The organism is Streptomyces sp. NPDC015139 (assembly GCF_043079785.1).
GTDB lineage: Bacteria > Actinomycetota > Actinomycetes > Streptomycetales > Streptomycetaceae > Streptomyces > Streptomyces albidocamelliae.
The window spans coordinates 63,211-76,443 of record NZ_JBIBUW010000017.1 but is presented as its reverse complement, the minus strand read 5'-3'; the positions used below and the strand labels follow the sequence as shown (position 1 = coordinate 76,443).

Sequence of the window (13,233 nt, the reverse complement as noted above, 5' to 3'; positions counted from 1 at the left end):
AGAATTGACCCCAACACCCGGCACTACCGCCGGGTGGTGACCCGAGGAGCCAACCTTGGCTGCTGAGCTGCACGTCGAGCTGGTCGCCGCCGACCGCCAGGTCTGGTCCGGCGAGGCCACCCTGGTCGTCGCGCGCACCACGTCCGGCGACATCGGCGTCATGCCCGGTCACCAGCCGCTGCTCGGTGTGCTGGAGTCGGGCCCGGTGACCATCCGTACGAGTGAAGGTGGAACGGTCGTCGCCGCGGTGCACGGCGGTTTCATCTCGTTCGCCGACAACAAGCTGTCGCTGCTGGCCGAGATCGCCGAGCTGTCGGACGAGATCGATGTCCAGCGCACGGAGCGAGAGCTGGAGCGCGCGAAGGCGGAGGGCGATGCCGCCGCCGAGCGACGCGCGGACGTCCGACTTCGTGCGGCGACCGCGCGCTGACCCAGCCGCGCTGTACGTTGACGTCACTCAGCCGCGGCCGGCCCGGAGCAATCCGGTGCCGGTCGCGGCTGAGGCAGATGTGGGTGTTTTTTCCGTTTCATTACTCAGTAACAAGAGCAGTGCTGCTGCCTGGGAGACGAGGAGGTCGGTGCCGATGGTCCTCGCTCTGACTGTGTGCGGGATCGTGGTCGCGCTCGTGCTGGCGGGACTGTTCTTCTTCGGGCTGCGCCGCAGGCTGATCCAGCGTTCCGGCGGGACCTTCGACTGTTCCCTGCGCTGGGACGTGGCCGAGAAACCGGACACCGGCGGCAAGGGCTGGAGCTACGGCGTCGCCCGCTACAACGGCGACCGCATCGAGTGGTATCGCGTCTTCTCCTACGCCTACCGGCCGCGCCGCACCCTGGAGCGGGCGCAGATCGAGGTGGCCGGCCGCCGGCTGCCCGAGGGCGAGGAGGAGCTGGCTCTGCTCTCCGACGCGGTGGTCCTCGCGTGCACCCACCGGGGCACGCGCCTCGAACTCGCCATGAGCGAAGACGCGCTGACCGGGTTTCTCGCGTGGCTGGAAGCAGCCCCGCCCGGACAGCGAGTGAACGTGGCGTAGCCACGTTCACTCGCTGTGTGGGGGTCCCCCCGGACGGAGTCCGGGAGAGCGTCAACGTCACTCAGGGGTTCTTGGCGGTCTACAGGTTGCTGTTGATGGCGCTCACCAGTTCGCCGTTGCCGGTGTCGCCGCTGAACTCCCAGAAGAACGCGCCGCCGAGGCCCTGGTCCTTCGCCCAGGCCATCTTGGTGGCGATGGTGGCGGGGGTGTCGTACGACCACCAGTTGCTGCCGCAGTGCGCGTACGCCGTGCCGGCGACGGTGCCGGTGGCCGGGCAGGACGACTTCAGGACCTTGTAGTCCTCGATGCCCTGCTCGTAGGTGCCGGCCGCCGGGCCCGTGGCCGTGCCGCCCGGCGCGTCCTGGGTGACGCCGGTCCAGCCACGGCCGTAGAAGCCGATGCCGATGAGCAGCTTCTTCGCCGGAACACCGGACGACTTGAACTTGGCCATCGCGTCGGCGGTGGTGAAGCCCGCCTTGGGGATGCCCGAGTACGAGGTGAGTGGGGAGTGCGGGGCGGTCGGGCCCTTCGCGTCCCAGGCGCCGAAGAAGTCGTACGTCATCACGTTGTACCAGTCGACGTACTGGGCGGCACCGGCGTAGTCGGCGGCCTCGATCTTGCCGCCGGCGGAGCCGTCGGCGGTGGTCGCGGCCGTGACCAGGGCGCTGGAGCCGAACTTGGCGCGCAGCGCGCCCATCAGGTTCTTGAAGGCGGCCGCGCCGCTGGTGTCACAGCTCAGGCCGCAGGCGTTCGGGTACTCCCAGTCGATGTCGATGCCGTCGAAGACATCGGCCCAGCGGGGGTCCTTCACCAGGTTGTAGCAGGACTGCGCGAAGGCCGCCGGGTTGGCCGCGGCCTGGCCGAAGCCGCCGGACCAGGTCCAGCCGCCGAACGACCACAGCACCTTGATGTTCGGGTACTTGGCCTTCAGCTGGCGCAGCTGGTTGAAGTTGCCGCGCAGCGGCTGGTCCCAGGTGTCGGCCACGCCGCTCACCGACTGGTCGGCGGTGAACGCCTTGTCGTAGTCGGCGTAGGAGTCGCCGATGGCGCACTGGCCGTTGGTGACGTTGCCGAAGGCGTAGTTGATGTGGGTGATCTTGGCGGCGGAACCGGACGTCACCAGGTTCTTGACGTTGTAGTTGCGGCCGTAGATGCCCCACTCGGTGAAGTAGCCGAGCTTGACCTTGTCGCCGGTGGGCGGGGGAGTGGTGCCGCCGCCGGTGGTGTGCACCTTGACCGCGCCGCTGACCGGACCGGTCTGGTCGGCGGTGTCGCGGGCCCGCACGGTGTACGAGTAGTCGGTGCCGGCGGTCAGGCCGGTGTCCGTGTACGACGTGGTGGTGACCGTGGCGACCTTGGCGCCGTCGCGCAGCACGTCGTAGTTCTTGACGCCCTTGTCGTCGGTGGCCGCGCCCCAGGAGAGCTTCACCGAGGTGTCGGTGACGGAGGAGGCGGTCGGGGTGCCGGGGGCGGAGGGCGAGGCGTCACCCGGAACGGTGGTGCCGTCGCAGCTGTCGCCGTTCAGCTTGCAGTTGGACGGGGAGCCGGAGCCCGCGCCGTTGAAGCCGAAGGAGACGGAGGCACCGGGGGCGAGGGTGCCGTTGTAGGACTTGTTCTTCGCGGTCCAGTGGGTGCCGGAGCTGGTGACGTCCGCGTCCCAGGCGGAGGTGACGGACGTACCGGAGGGGAAGTCCCACTCGACGGTCCAGGAACTGATGCTGCTGCTGCCGGTGTTCTTGATGGTCCACTGACCGCCGAAACCGGTTCCCCAGTCGCTGGACTTGGTGTAGGTGGCGGTGGCGTTCGTCGCGGCCTGGGCGGGGCTCGCGAGACCGACCAGGCCGGCCAGGGGGAGCAACAGGGTCGCGAACCCTGCCGCGGCTCTGTGTCTGAAGCGCATGCTGCGCCTCCCTCTTCATCGGGGGTGTCAGGGGCATGACTGAGCCTTCACGCCCACGGTGCTGCGAGAGTAGAAAGGTCTGGACCACGGGTCAATAGGTCTGGACCAGTTGCCGTGAGGCGGGGTCAGACACCCAACTCCTGTGCGAGCACCGCCGCTTGGACCCGGCTGCGCAGCTCCAGCTTGGCCAGCAGACGGCTGACGTGCGTCTTCACCGTTCCCTCGGCCATCCGCAGGCGCTCGGCGATCTCGGCGTTGGACAGCCCCTCGCCGACGCACGACAGCACCTCCCGCTCGCGCCGGGTCAGAGCCTCCAGCACGGCCGGATCCGCTGTCGTCCCCCGCACCGGCCCCGCGGCGAACTCGGCGATCAGCCGCCGGGTCACCGCCGGCGCGACGACCCCCTCCCCGCGGGCCACCGTGCGCACCGCCTCCAGCAGATCCCCCGCCTCGGTGTTCTTCAGCAGGAACCCGGCCGCCCCCGCCCGCAGCGCCCCGAACACGTACTCGTCGTGGTCGAAGGTGGTCAGCACCAGGACGTCCGCGAGCCGTTCGGCGACGATCTGCCGGGTGGCCGAGACCCCGTCCAGACGAGGCATCTGCACATCCATCAGGACCAGGTCCGGCCCGGTCTCGCGGGCCAGTTCGACCGCCCGCAGGCCGTCCTCCGCCTCGCCGACCACGTCGATGTCCGGGGCGCTGCGCAGGATCAGGACGAGCCCGGCGCGGACGGCGGACTGGTCCTCGGCGACCACGACACGGATCATGCGGGCTCTCCTTCGCTGAGCGGCAGGGTGGCGTACACGGTCCACAGCGCGTCCCCGGGGCCGGCCTCGAAGGTGCCGCCCAGCAGCGCGGCCCGCTCCCGCATGCCGGCCAGACCGGCGCCCGAGCCGGGCGCGCGAGGGGTGTCGCCGGGCCGGTAGGGGCTGGTCACCCTGATGCCGAGCGTCCCGTCCGCCTGCCGGAGGACGATGTGCACGCACCCCCGCGCCGCATGCTTCATGGCGTTCGTCAGGGACTCCTGCACGATCCGGTAGGCGGCCAGGCCGACCGGCGTGGGCACCATGCCGTGACCGGCGTCGAGGGTGACGTCCAGACCGTTCGCGCGGGCACCGTCCACGAGCGCGTCCAGACCGTCGAGCGTCGGCGACGCGGCGGGCTCCAGGTCGCCGGAGCCGTCACGCAGGATGCCGATCAGCCGGCGCATCTCGGCCAGCCCCGCCACGCTGTTCTCCCGGATGACGGCCAGGGCCTCCCCGGAGGTCCGCGGATCGCCGATGGAGAGCGCCGCCGTCGAGTGGATGGCGATGGCGGAAAGGTGGTTGGCGACCATGTCGTGCAACTCCCGGGCCATCCGAGCCCGTTCCGCGGTGACCGCCTGCGTGCGGTCCATCTCGGCCAGCAGCGCGGTCTGTTCGGCGCGCAGCCGGGCCGCCTCGGCCGCGTCGCGGTGGTTGCGGACGAGCGCGCCGGTGGCGGCGGGACCGAACGCGACCACCCCGACGCCCACCCCGATCAGCAGCGCCTGCGGATCGCGCCAGAGCGCGGCCGGCACGACCCCGCCGAGCACCGTCAGCATCCCCGTGACCCACGGGATACGGCGGGCGGCGGCCGGTGTGCCGTACAGGACGGCGGCGTACATCAGGTCGGTGTACAGCACGATGGTGACGACGCTGCCGAGCGTCACCGTGTCCAGCACCAGGGCGGCGGTGCCGATCAGCAGACCGAGGCGGGGCCGGCCGCGGCGCAGCGGCTCGCACGCGGCCGTCACCGCCAGCGGCACCAGCGGGGCCCACGGGGCGTGCCACAGCACGAGCGGGTCCGTGCCCAGGCGCGGATGGATACCGAGCGCCCACAGCAGCACCCCGCCGAGCAGCCCGCCCACGGCGATGCGCCAGTCGTCGCGGTGGGGGTGGGGGAGTGCGAGGCGCATGCCCCCATCCAACACGGCCCCCGCACGCCCCGCCTGCTCCCGGGGAAGGGTCCCGGACTGCGACTTTCGTTTACGGCGGTCTCGTCGGCGATGACGACGATCCGCGCCCCGGCCCGCGGGAGCCTTGAGGGGTGGACGAAGGGAGCGAGCCGTGCTCGTCGGATTGATCATCGCCTGTGAGGTGGCGTTCTGGGTGCTGCTGGCGGCCGGACTGCTCTTCCGGTACGGCCTGCGGATGCCCCGCACCGGTCTCGCGCTGCTGCTGTGCGAACCCCTGCTGGAGGTGGTGCTGTTCGCGGTCACCGCCGTCGACCTCAGGAACGGTGCGGAACCCGACTGGCGGCACGGCCTCGCCGCCGTCTACATCGGCTTCACCGTGGGCCTCGGCCACTCCACCGTCAAGTGGGCCGACGCGCGGGTGGCGCACCGTTTCGCCGACGGCCCGCCGCCCGTGCGGCCGCCGAAGTACGGCACGGCCCGCGCCGTCCACGAGTGGAAGGTCGCGGGCCGCTGGATCCTGGCGTGCGCGGTCGCCCTCGCGCTGCTCGAGGCGGCCGTCCGGTACGTCGGCGGCGACGGCGACACGGGTTCGCTGCGGGCCTGGCAGACGCGGATGCTCTTGGTGATCGGCATCAACCTGGTCATCGCGGCGAGCTACACCCTGTTCCCCAAACGCCGGCCGGAGCACGGCCCGGAGCGGGACCCGGAACCGGCCGAGCACCGCTGACGTCTCCCGCCGCCCGCACAGCCTCGGGCCGTACCCTGACCGGGCGTCGAGGAGGGTGCATGGCTGACACGGCAGGCTCCGGCACGGTCCTGGTCGTCGACGACGACACGGCGATCCGCCGTTCACTGGAGCGAGGGCTGAGGCTGAACGGCTTCGCGGTCAGGACCGCCGCCGACGGGGCCGAGGCGCTCCACGCGGTCCGGGACGCGCCGCCCGACGTCCTCGTGCTGGACGTGTCGATGCCCGGCCTGAGCGGCATCGAGGTGTGCACACGGCTCCGCGACGAGGGGCGCGACCTGCCGGTGCTCATGGTCTCCGCGCTCGACGAGACCGCCGACCGGATAGCCGGGCTGCAGGCGGGCGGCGACGACTACCTCGTCAAGCCCTTCGCCCTGCGGGAACTGGTGCTGCGGCTGCACGCCCTGCTGCGCCGGCGGCCGCCGGCCGGCCGGGAGCCGCTGCGGGTCGCGGGCCTGGTGATCGACCCGGCGGCCCGCACCGCCGACCGGGACGGCCGCCCGCTGGAGCTGACCCGCCGTGAGTTCGAACTGCTGGAGGTGCTCGCCCGCAACGCGGGCCTCGTCCTCAGCCGGGACCAGCTGCTGGAACGGGTGTGGGGCTACGACTTCGACGTGCGCACCGACGCCGTCGACACCTTCGTCAGCTACCTGCGGCGCAAGCTGGAGGCGGACGGGCGCGGCCGGCTGATCCACACCGTCCGCGGGGTCGGCTTCGTGCTCCGCGAGGAGCGGGGCGCCCGGTGAGGCTCTCCACCCGCATCGGCCTCGCCGTCGGCTGCACCGTCCCGCTGCTGGTCCTGGCCTCCGGCTGGCTCCTGCTGCAGCTGGTCGCCCGCGATCTGCACCGCGCCGAGGACCAGCACCTGCGGCAACGCGCCACGGCCCTCGCCCCGGACGCCCGGGCCCTGCTGCGGGCCACCGCGGGCGGCCGCCCCAGGGCGGCCGACACCAGGGAACGGCAGCTGTTCAGCGCCGCCCTCGACGTCGGGGTCCGCGTCACCGGAGCGGGCACGGACGTCGGCGGCGGACCCCGGCCGGGGCCGTCGGTGACCCTGCCCGCCCACGCCGCCGGACCGGTCACCGTCCGCGACGGCGCCCGTAGGTGGCGCGGCCTGTCCCGGTCCGTCCGCGCCTCCGGCGCCACCGGCACCCTGTGGGTCTTCGCACCCGACACCGCCGACCGCGCCCAGGTACGGCTCGTGCGGCGGCGGGCGCTGCTGACCGCCCTGCTCGCCGCGCCCCTGTCCGGCCTGCTCGCCTGGGGTGTGGCCGGTGGAGCGAGCGCCCCCCTGCGCCGGCTGACCCGCCGTACCGCCGGCCTCGACCCGCGCACCAGCGGCGTCCGGCTCGACCACCGGCCGACCGGGGTGAGGGAGGTCGACGAACTGGCGGCCACCGTACGGACCGTCCTCTCCCGCTACGACGAACAGGCCGCCCGTACCGCCGAGGCCCTGGAGACCGCCCGCTCCTTCTCCTCGGCCGCCGCGCACGAACTGCGCACCCCGCTGATGAGCATGGGCACCAACCTGGACATCCTCGCCGGGCACCCCGGCCTGCCCGGACCCGAGCGGGCCGAGGTCGTCACCGACCTGCGCCGCGAACACGCACGGCTGCGGGGCCTCCTGGTGATGCTGCGCGAGCTGGGGCGCGGTGACCTGGTGGAGGCGGAGGCGTTCCGCGCCGTCGATCTGTCCGACCTGGCCGAGGCCGCCGTCGCCGCGGCCCGTCGTGGGGCCCCCGACGCCGACGTACGGCTGGACGCCCCGGCCGGGATCACCGTGCACGGCTGGCCGCCCGGTCTGCGGATGCTGCTGGACAACCTGGTCGGCAACGCGCTGGCCCACGGCCGGGACGAGCGGGGGCGGGCGCTGGTGCGGGTGGGGGTGCGCGGGCTGCCGGACCATGTGTCGATCACCGTGGACGATCACGGGCCCGGGGTTCCTGCGGACGCCCGCCGACGCGTCTTCGAGCGGTTCCTGCGCGGCCCGGACAGCGCCGGTTCCGGACTCGGTCTCACGCTCGTCGCCCAGCAGGCCGCCCTGCACCGGGGGAGCGTGAGCGTCGTCGACGGACCCGGCGGGGTGGGAGCCCGCTTCGAGGTGCGGCTGCCCCCGGACGGCGGCGGGCTGCCGGGCCGCCGTGACTGGCTGATCGGCACGGCCGGGGCGGACCGGTCACAGAGTTTCCCCAAAGACCGTCCCTAGCCTCCGTCGCGACGGACGGCCGGCCCCGGCCGTCCGGGACGTGAACGGAGAGGCAGATGGACATGCGACGAGGGACGCGCACGCTGCTCGCCGGGCTCGCCGTGACGGCCGTGCTGGGTACGGCGGGAACGGCGTCCGCCGCCGGCGGCACGCACGCGGCCGGGCCTTCCGGCGACGGCGCGAAGGCGCTGTGCAAGCGGGCGCCGAAGGTCGACCGGCGCATCGAACGGGCCCTGCGGCGACTGGACGCGGGTGCGGGCACCCGCGGCTCCGTGGCCCGGCTCGAGAAGCGCGTGGACAACGCGAAGAAGGCCGGGCACACCGAGATCGCGACCTACCTGCAGAACCGGCTGACGTTCCGCAAGTCGCTGGGCACCACGTTGCGGCAGCGGCAGAAGGATCTGGCCGCGGTCAGGACGTGGTGCCGCGGCAACGACGACGGGAAGGCGGCGGGCTGATGCGGGCCCGGCGGCGGCTGCCCGCCGTCGCGACGGCGGTCCTGCTCGTGACGCTCACGGCGGGCTGTACCCACACGGACGGTGCGTCCCCGGACTCGACGCCCACCGGCGCGCCCTCGGGCTACGCGGACATGAAGAAGAAGGTCGACGCGGCCGAGTCCGCGGCGGCCGCCGCCGACCGGGACGCGACGAGCACCGCGGACCGCTGAACCCCGGGCCCGCCCGCGCACGGACCGACGGCCGGGCCGGGGAGCCACTCCCCGGCCCGGCCCACCGCGCACGAAGCCCTGTGGCGCCCGGTGCGGCCCGGGCCTACCGCCCGTCGGGCCGTTTCAGCGTTCGCCGCCCGGGACCCACAGCACGTCGCCGAGTTCGCCGTTGGCCGCGCGGGCCAGGATGAACAGGAGGTCGGAGAGGCGGTTGAGGTAGGTCGCGGTCAGCGGGTTCATGGTGTCGCCGTGGGCCTCCATCGCCGCCCAGGTGGCGCGCTCGGCCCGGCGGACCACCGTGCACGCCTGGTGCAGCAGGGCCGCGCCCGGTGTGCCGCCCGGCAGGATGAAGGACCGCAGCTTCTCCAGCCGCTCGTTGAAGCGGTCGCAGTCCGCCTCCAGCTTGTCGATGTAGAACTGCTCCACCCGCAGCGGCGGGAACTCCGGGTTCTCCACCACCGGCGTGGACAGATCCGCGCCCACGTCGAACAGGTCGTTCTGGACGCGGGTGAGGACCGCGACGACCTCCTCGTCGAGGCCGCCCAGCGCGACCGCGGTGCCGATCACCGCGTTGGCCTCGTTGGCGTCCGCGTACGCCGAGATCCTGAGGTCCGTCTTGGGCACCCGGCTCATGTCGCCGAGGTTGGTGGTGCCCTTGTCGCCGGTCCTGGTGTAGATGCGCGTCAGATTGACCATGTGACCAGCGTAGTTACGCCCCGGCCGTCCGGAACACCCGTGTGCCCACCGTCACGGCGGCTGCCGCGAACCCGACCGCGACCAGGACGCCGTACAGCATGTGCGCGCTCGTGTAGTGCCCGGTGTACGCGTCGCGCACCGCGTCGACCAGATAGCGGAACGGCACGAAGTGCGAGAGCACGTCCAGCCAGGCCGGCGCGAGCGTCATCGGGAGCATCAGGCCGGACAGCAGCATCGACGGCATCGACACCGCGTTGATCAGCGGGCCGAACTCCTGCGGGGTGCGGACCGTCATCCCCAGCGCGTACGACAGCGAGGCCAGCGCGAGCGTGAGCAGCGCGACGAAGGCGAAGCCGATCAGGATGCCCGCGAGCGGCGCGCGCAGGCCCATCACCAGCGCGGCCAGCACCAGCAGCACCGCCTGGAGCACGAAGACGGAGGCGTCGCGCAGCACCCGGCCGAGGAGCAGGGCGAGACGGCTGACCGGGGTCACCCGCATCCTCTCCACGACACCCTGACCGTTCTCGATGATCACGGTGAACCCCGCGAACAGGGCGCCGAAGAGACCGAGTTGGAGCAGCAGGCCGGGCACGAGCATCTGCCAGGAGCTGCCCTCGCCGCCCAACGGCAGGCCCGTGAGCAGCGGACCGAAGAAGAGCAGGTACAGCAGCGGCGTCAGCAGGCCGAAGAGCAGGGCGAAACGGGAGCGCAGGGACTGGCGGACGTACCGGCCGTAGATGAGGGCCGTGTCGTGGAGGAGCATTCCGGGGTCCTGTCCGGCTCGGGGGTTCATACGGCGACGGGGTCGGCGCCGGCCGGCTCGGGGCCGCGACCGGTGACGGCGAGGAAGGTGTCCTGGAGGGTGGCGTCCGGCGAGCCGCCGTACCGGCGTTTCAGCGCGGCCGGTGTGCCCTCGGCCGCCACGACCCCGTGGTCGACGATCACCAGGCGGTCGGCGAGGGCGTCGGCCTCGTCCAGGTAGTGGGTGGTCAGGAAGACGGTGGTGCCGTACCGGTCGCGCAGCCGACGGACCAGGTCCCACAGGTCGGCGCGGCTGCCGGGGTCGAGCCCGGTGGTCGGCTCGTCGAGGAAGAGCACCTTCGGGCGGTGGGTGAGCGCCATGGCGATGTCGAGACGGCGCCGCTGGCCGCCCGAGAGCGCGCCGGTCCGCCGGTCGAGGAACGCCACGAGGTCCAGTTCCCGGGCCAGTTCCGCCGCCCTGCCGACCGCGTCCGCCTTGGACAGCCGGTACATCCGGCCCTGGGTGACCAGTTCCTCCCGCACGGTGATCTGCGGATCGACGCCGCCCGACTGGGCGACGTAGCCGCTCACCCGGCGCACCCCGGCCGGGTCGCCGGCCAGGTCGTGACCGGCCACGCAGGCCGCGCCGCCGGTCGGCTTCAGCAGGGTGGTGAGCATCCGCAGGGTGGTCGTCTTCCCGGCGCCGTTGGGGCCGAGGAAACCGAGGATCTCGCCCTCCCGTACGGCGAGGTCGACGCATCGGACGGCCTCCACGGGGCCGGCCTTCGTCCGGAAGGTGCGGGCGAGGCCCGCCGCACTGATGACTGTTGCCATGCGCCCAGAAAAACAGAGTCACTGAAAATTTGCAACGACTCCAAGTTTTCAGAAGGTGCAGCGAAGTTAGGATGCGGACATGGCAGAGGGGCTCAGGGAGCGCAAGAAGCGGCAGACCAGGCAGTACATCTCGGATGTCGCCACGGGCCTGTTCCTGGAGCGCGGGTTCGAGGCGGTGACGGTCGCGGAGATCGCCGAGGCCGCCAACGTCTCCGTCAACACCGTCTACAACTACTTCCCCGCCAAGGAGGACCTCTTCTTCGACCGCTCGGCCGGCATGACCGACCGGCTCGCGCGCTGGGTCCGCGGCCGCGACGCGGGCGAGTCCGCCGCCCGCGCCGTCCTGCGCGAACTGCGCGCGGAGGTCGAGGCCGTCTCGCCGAGAGTGGGCCTGCTGGAGGGGTACGACCGCTTCATGCGCGTCATCCACGAGGCGCCGCCGCTGCGCTCCCGGCTGTGGAGCCTCCAGCAGGAGATCCACGACACCCTGGCGACGGCCCTGCGCGAGGAGACCGGCGCCGCCGACGGCGACCCCCTGCCCGGCCTGATGGCCGGTCAGATCTGCTGGATCCACCAGGCGGTCTTCGTCACCATCGGCCAGGAGATGCTGGCGGGGCGCAAACCGGTCGAAGTGTCACGAGAAGTGCTCGTCCTGCTCGACGACATCGAGGACCTGTTGAGTGAGAAGGTGCTCGGCTACGCCGTCCGGCGGGCCGGCTGAGGGTTCCGCCGGGGCCGCCAACCGGTGCCGACCCGCCCGCAATTACCGCCCCGGCCGCCCCGGCGCGCATCCTTCCGCGCGGGCCGGCGGGGGGATCGCCATGTCCGGCAAATCTGACGTGACCGGGGTCTCACCCCCTGAGACAGTGACACGCATTACTTACCGTCCTCAAGTCGTCGCTCGAGCGCTAGGGTCCGCCGAGAGGCAGAAGTCAACAGGGTTCGAGGAGTCGTCAGTGGCACGCAAGCTCGCTGTCATCGGGGCCGGTCTCATGGGATCGGGTATCGCTCAGGTCGCCGCGCAGGCGGGCTGGGACGTCGTGCTGCGTGACGTCACCGACGAGGCGCTGACGCGAGGCACCGACGGCATCAAGGCCTCGTACGACAAGTTCGTCAGTAAGGGCAAGCTCGCCGCGCAGGACGCCGAGGCGGCCCTGGCCCGCATCACGCCGACCACCGACCTGGACGCCGCCGCCGACGTCGACATCGTCGTCGAGGCCGCCTTCGAGAAGCTGGAGGTCAAGCACGACATCTTCCGCGCGCTCGACAAGATCGTGCGCCCGGACGCCGTGCTCGCCTCCAACACCTCCGCCATCCCGATCACCAAGATCGCGGCGACCACCGAGCACCCCGAGCGGGTGGTCGGCGTGCACTTCTTCTCGCCGGTGCCGATGATGCAGCTCGTCGAGCTCGTCCGCGGCTACAAGACCAGCGACGAAACCCTCGCCACCGCGCGGGAGTTCGCCGAGTCCGTCGGCAAGACCTGCATCGTCGTCAACCGTGACGTCGCCGGCTTCGTCACCACCCGGCTGATCTCCGCCCTCGTCGTCGAGGCCACCAAGCTCTACGAGTCGGGTGTCGCGACCGCGGAGGACATCGACCTCGCCTGCAAGCTCGGCTTCGGCCACGCGATGGGCCCGCTCGCCACCGCCGACCTCACCGGCGTGGACATCCTGCTGCACGCCACCGGCAACATCTACACCGAGTCCCAGGACGAGAAGTTCGCCCCGCCGGAGCTGATGCGCCGGATGGTGGACGCCGGTGACATCGGCCGCAAGAGCGGGCAGGGCTTCTACACGTACTGAGAATCCGCGGTGCGCCGGACCGGGACCCATCGGTACGGCGCACCGGGGCCTCCGTACGTGCATACGACGGACATTCACCCCGGGAGCCATCACTCCCGCGGGTGAATTCGGTATCGGTTCGCTTACAAGCAGCAACCGCACCGCCACTCACACAGTCAGACGTTGCAATGCACCGTCACGGAGAACGCCAACCGCACTCAACGGGGAGCGCATATGTACATCAGGGGCGACGACGCCGAGCTGGCCGTCGGGGGCCGCCTTGACGTACGCAGCGCGGCGGACGCCCGTACGGCCCTCCACTCGGCCGTCGACGACGGGGTCGGTGACCTGGTGCTCGACCTGTCCGAACTGGACTCCTGGGACGCCACCGGCCTCGGTGTGATCATGGGCGCCCACCGGCGGGCCGGCCGCTGCGGCCGCCGTCTGGTGCTGCGCGGCGTGCCGCCGCAGATGCAGCGCCTGCTGGTGGCCACCCGGCTGCACCGCATCCTCGCCATCGAGGGCGGCATCGGAGTCGAGTCGCTGCCCCGGGTGTAACGCCTCGATCGGGTGTGAACCGGGCGTCGGGGGAGACCCGGGCGCAGCCGCCCAAGGGCGCGTCGCGGGCAATCCTCATGAGACCGTGACGTCTCGGACCGCACGGCACCCCACCCTGTCGGAGATACTGAGCGA

At 72.1% G+C, this 13,233-nt stretch carries 16 protein-coding genes; 10 read left to right on the top strand and 6 right to left on the bottom strand.

Going from position 1 to position 13,233, the window contains the following annotated elements; genetic code table 11:
- The first annotated feature begins 55 nt into the window (after positions 1-55).
- Together ACF08B_RS33655 and ACF08B_RS33650 are read left to right on the top strand one after the other, a co-directional pair.
- Positions 56-430: a F0F1 ATP synthase subunit epsilon gene (locus ACF08B_RS33655; protein WP_030610105.1), complete on the top strand. Its 375-nt coding sequence runs from the start codon at positions 56-58 to the stop codon at positions 428-430.
- Positions 431-584: 154 nt separating this feature from the next.
- Entirely contained in the window at positions 585-1,031 is a 447-nt protein-coding gene (locus ACF08B_RS33650; RefSeq protein WP_073889588.1) for a DUF2550 domain-containing protein, read from the top strand.
- Between the two features lie 79 nt (positions 1,032-1,110).
- On the opposite strand, the gene ACF08B_RS33645 is transcribed toward ACF08B_RS33650, so the two are convergent.
- The 3 genes from ACF08B_RS33645 to ACF08B_RS33635 all read right to left on the bottom strand — a co-directional run bounded on the left by ACF08B_RS33645 (position 1,111) and on the right by ACF08B_RS33635 (position 4,867).
- Entirely contained in the window at positions 1,111-2,931 is a 1,821-nt protein-coding gene (locus tag ACF08B_RS33645) for a glycosyl hydrolase family 18 protein (protein ID WP_392320852.1), read from the bottom strand.
- Positions 2,932-3,056: 125 nt separating this feature from the next.
- Positions 3,057-3,698 (bottom strand): response regulator, encoded by a 642-nt coding sequence (locus tag ACF08B_RS33640; protein WP_392320851.1) that lies wholly within the window; start codon positions 3,696-3,698, stop codon positions 3,057-3,059.
- Positions 3,695-4,867, bottom strand: a complete 1,173-nt coding sequence (locus ACF08B_RS33635) for a sensor histidine kinase (RefSeq protein WP_392320850.1) — start codon at positions 4,865-4,867, stop codon at positions 3,695-3,697. Before ACF08B_RS33635 ends, ACF08B_RS33640 begins: the two co-directional genes overlap by 4 nt.
- A 151-nt stretch (positions 4,868-5,018) precedes the next feature.
- Here ACF08B_RS33635 and ACF08B_RS33630 point away from each other — a divergent pair, with 151 nt between their 5' ends.
- From ACF08B_RS33630 to ACF08B_RS33610, 5 genes are read left to right on the top strand one after another with little or no spacing between them, the layout of a single operon-like run.
- On the top strand, positions 5,019-5,594 hold the full coding sequence (locus tag ACF08B_RS33630; protein WP_392320849.1) for a hypothetical protein: 576 nt from the start codon (positions 5,019-5,021) through the stop codon (positions 5,592-5,594).
- A 59-nt stretch (positions 5,595-5,653) separates the two neighbouring features.
- Positions 5,654-6,358 carry a response regulator transcription factor gene (locus ACF08B_RS33625; RefSeq protein WP_392320848.1) on the top strand — a complete coding sequence of 235 codons (705 nt, stop codon included), beginning with the start codon at positions 5,654-5,656 and terminating at the stop codon, positions 6,356-6,358.
- Positions 6,355-7,818 carry an ATP-binding protein gene (locus tag ACF08B_RS33620; protein ID WP_392320847.1) on the top strand — a complete coding sequence of 488 codons (1,464 nt, stop codon included), beginning with the start codon at positions 6,355-6,357 and terminating at the stop codon, positions 7,816-7,818. Before ACF08B_RS33625 ends, ACF08B_RS33620 begins: the two co-directional genes overlap by 4 nt.
- Positions 7,819-7,874: 56 nt before the next feature.
- Complete coding sequence (locus tag ACF08B_RS33615; protein WP_392320846.1) at positions 7,875-8,276, top strand: hypothetical protein; 402 nt, start codon at positions 7,875-7,877, stop codon at positions 8,274-8,276.
- Complete coding sequence (locus ACF08B_RS33610; protein WP_392320845.1) at positions 8,276-8,485, top strand: hypothetical protein; 210 nt, start codon at positions 8,276-8,278, stop codon at positions 8,483-8,485. The genes ACF08B_RS33615 and ACF08B_RS33610 overlap by 1 nt, the downstream gene beginning before the upstream one ends.
- Positions 8,486-8,608: 123 nt before the next feature.
- Here ACF08B_RS33610 and ACF08B_RS33605 read toward each other — a convergent pair whose 3' ends face one another.
- The 3 genes from ACF08B_RS33605 to ACF08B_RS33595 are packed head-to-tail and all read right to left on the bottom strand — an operon-like array spanning position 8,609 to position 10,756.
- Complete coding sequence (locus ACF08B_RS33605) at positions 8,609-9,181, bottom strand: cob(I)yrinic acid a,c-diamide adenosyltransferase (protein ID WP_392320844.1); 573 nt, start codon at positions 9,179-9,181, stop codon at positions 8,609-8,611.
- A 13-nt stretch (positions 9,182-9,194) separates the two neighbouring features.
- On the bottom strand, positions 9,195-9,944 hold the full coding sequence (locus tag ACF08B_RS33600) for an ABC transporter permease (RefSeq protein WP_392320843.1): 750 nt from the start codon (positions 9,942-9,944) through the stop codon (positions 9,195-9,197).
- A 26-nt stretch (positions 9,945-9,970) separates the two neighbouring features.
- On the bottom strand, positions 9,971-10,756 hold the full coding sequence (locus ACF08B_RS33595) for an ABC transporter ATP-binding protein (protein ID WP_392320842.1): 786 nt from the start codon (positions 10,754-10,756) through the stop codon (positions 9,971-9,973).
- Between the two features lie 79 nt (positions 10,757-10,835).
- Here ACF08B_RS33595 and ACF08B_RS33590 point away from each other — a divergent pair, with 79 nt between their 5' ends.
- From ACF08B_RS33590 to ACF08B_RS33580, 3 genes are all read left to right on the top strand, one after another.
- Complete coding sequence (locus ACF08B_RS33590) at positions 10,836-11,477, top strand: TetR/AcrR family transcriptional regulator (protein WP_392320841.1); 642 nt, start codon at positions 10,836-10,838, stop codon at positions 11,475-11,477.
- Positions 11,478-11,712: 235 nt separating this feature from the next.
- Entirely contained in the window at positions 11,713-12,561 is an 849-nt protein-coding gene (locus tag ACF08B_RS33585) for a 3-hydroxyacyl-CoA dehydrogenase family protein (RefSeq protein ID WP_392320840.1), read from the top strand.
- A 213-nt stretch (positions 12,562-12,774) separates the two neighbouring features.
- Positions 12,775-13,098, top strand: a complete 324-nt coding sequence (locus ACF08B_RS33580) for an STAS domain-containing protein (protein WP_073889601.1) — start codon at positions 12,775-12,777, stop codon at positions 13,096-13,098.
- Positions 13,099-13,233 lie beyond the last annotated feature (135 nt).

Coding starts and splice junctions, on each gene's coding strand:
- ACF08B_RS33580 (WP_073889601.1), top strand. CDS start 12,775: ATGTACATCAGGGGCGACGACGCCGAGCTGGCCGTCGGGGGCCGCCTT.
- ACF08B_RS33635 (WP_392320850.1), bottom strand. CDS start 4,867: ATGCGCCTCGCACTCCCCCACCCCCACCGCGACGACTGGCGCATCGCC.
- ACF08B_RS33650 (WP_073889588.1), top strand. CDS start 585: ATGGTCCTCGCTCTGACTGTGTGCGGGATCGTGGTCGCGCTCGTGCTG.
- ACF08B_RS33615 (WP_392320846.1), top strand. CDS start 7,875: ATGGACATGCGACGAGGGACGCGCACGCTGCTCGCCGGGCTCGCCGTG.
- ACF08B_RS33595 (WP_392320842.1), bottom strand. CDS start 10,756: ATGGCAACAGTCATCAGTGCGGCGGGCCTCGCCCGCACCTTCCGGACG.
- ACF08B_RS33640 (WP_392320851.1), bottom strand. CDS start 3,698: ATGATCCGTGTCGTGGTCGCCGAGGACCAGTCCGCCGTCCGCGCCGGG.
- ACF08B_RS33610 (WP_392320845.1), top strand. CDS start 8,276: ATGCGGGCCCGGCGGCGGCTGCCCGCCGTCGCGACGGCGGTCCTGCTC.
- ACF08B_RS33600 (WP_392320843.1), bottom strand. CDS start 9,944: ATGCTCCTCCACGACACGGCCCTCATCTACGGCCGGTACGTCCGCCAG.
- ACF08B_RS33590 (WP_392320841.1), top strand. CDS start 10,836: ATGGCAGAGGGGCTCAGGGAGCGCAAGAAGCGGCAGACCAGGCAGTAC.
- ACF08B_RS33605 (WP_392320844.1), bottom strand. CDS start 9,181: ATGGTCAATCTGACGCGCATCTACACCAGGACCGGCGACAAGGGCACC.
- ACF08B_RS33645 (WP_392320852.1), bottom strand. CDS start 2,931: ATGCGCTTCAGACACAGAGCCGCGGCAGGGTTCGCGACCCTGTTGCTC.
- ACF08B_RS33625 (WP_392320848.1), top strand. CDS start 5,654: ATGGCTGACACGGCAGGCTCCGGCACGGTCCTGGTCGTCGACGACGAC.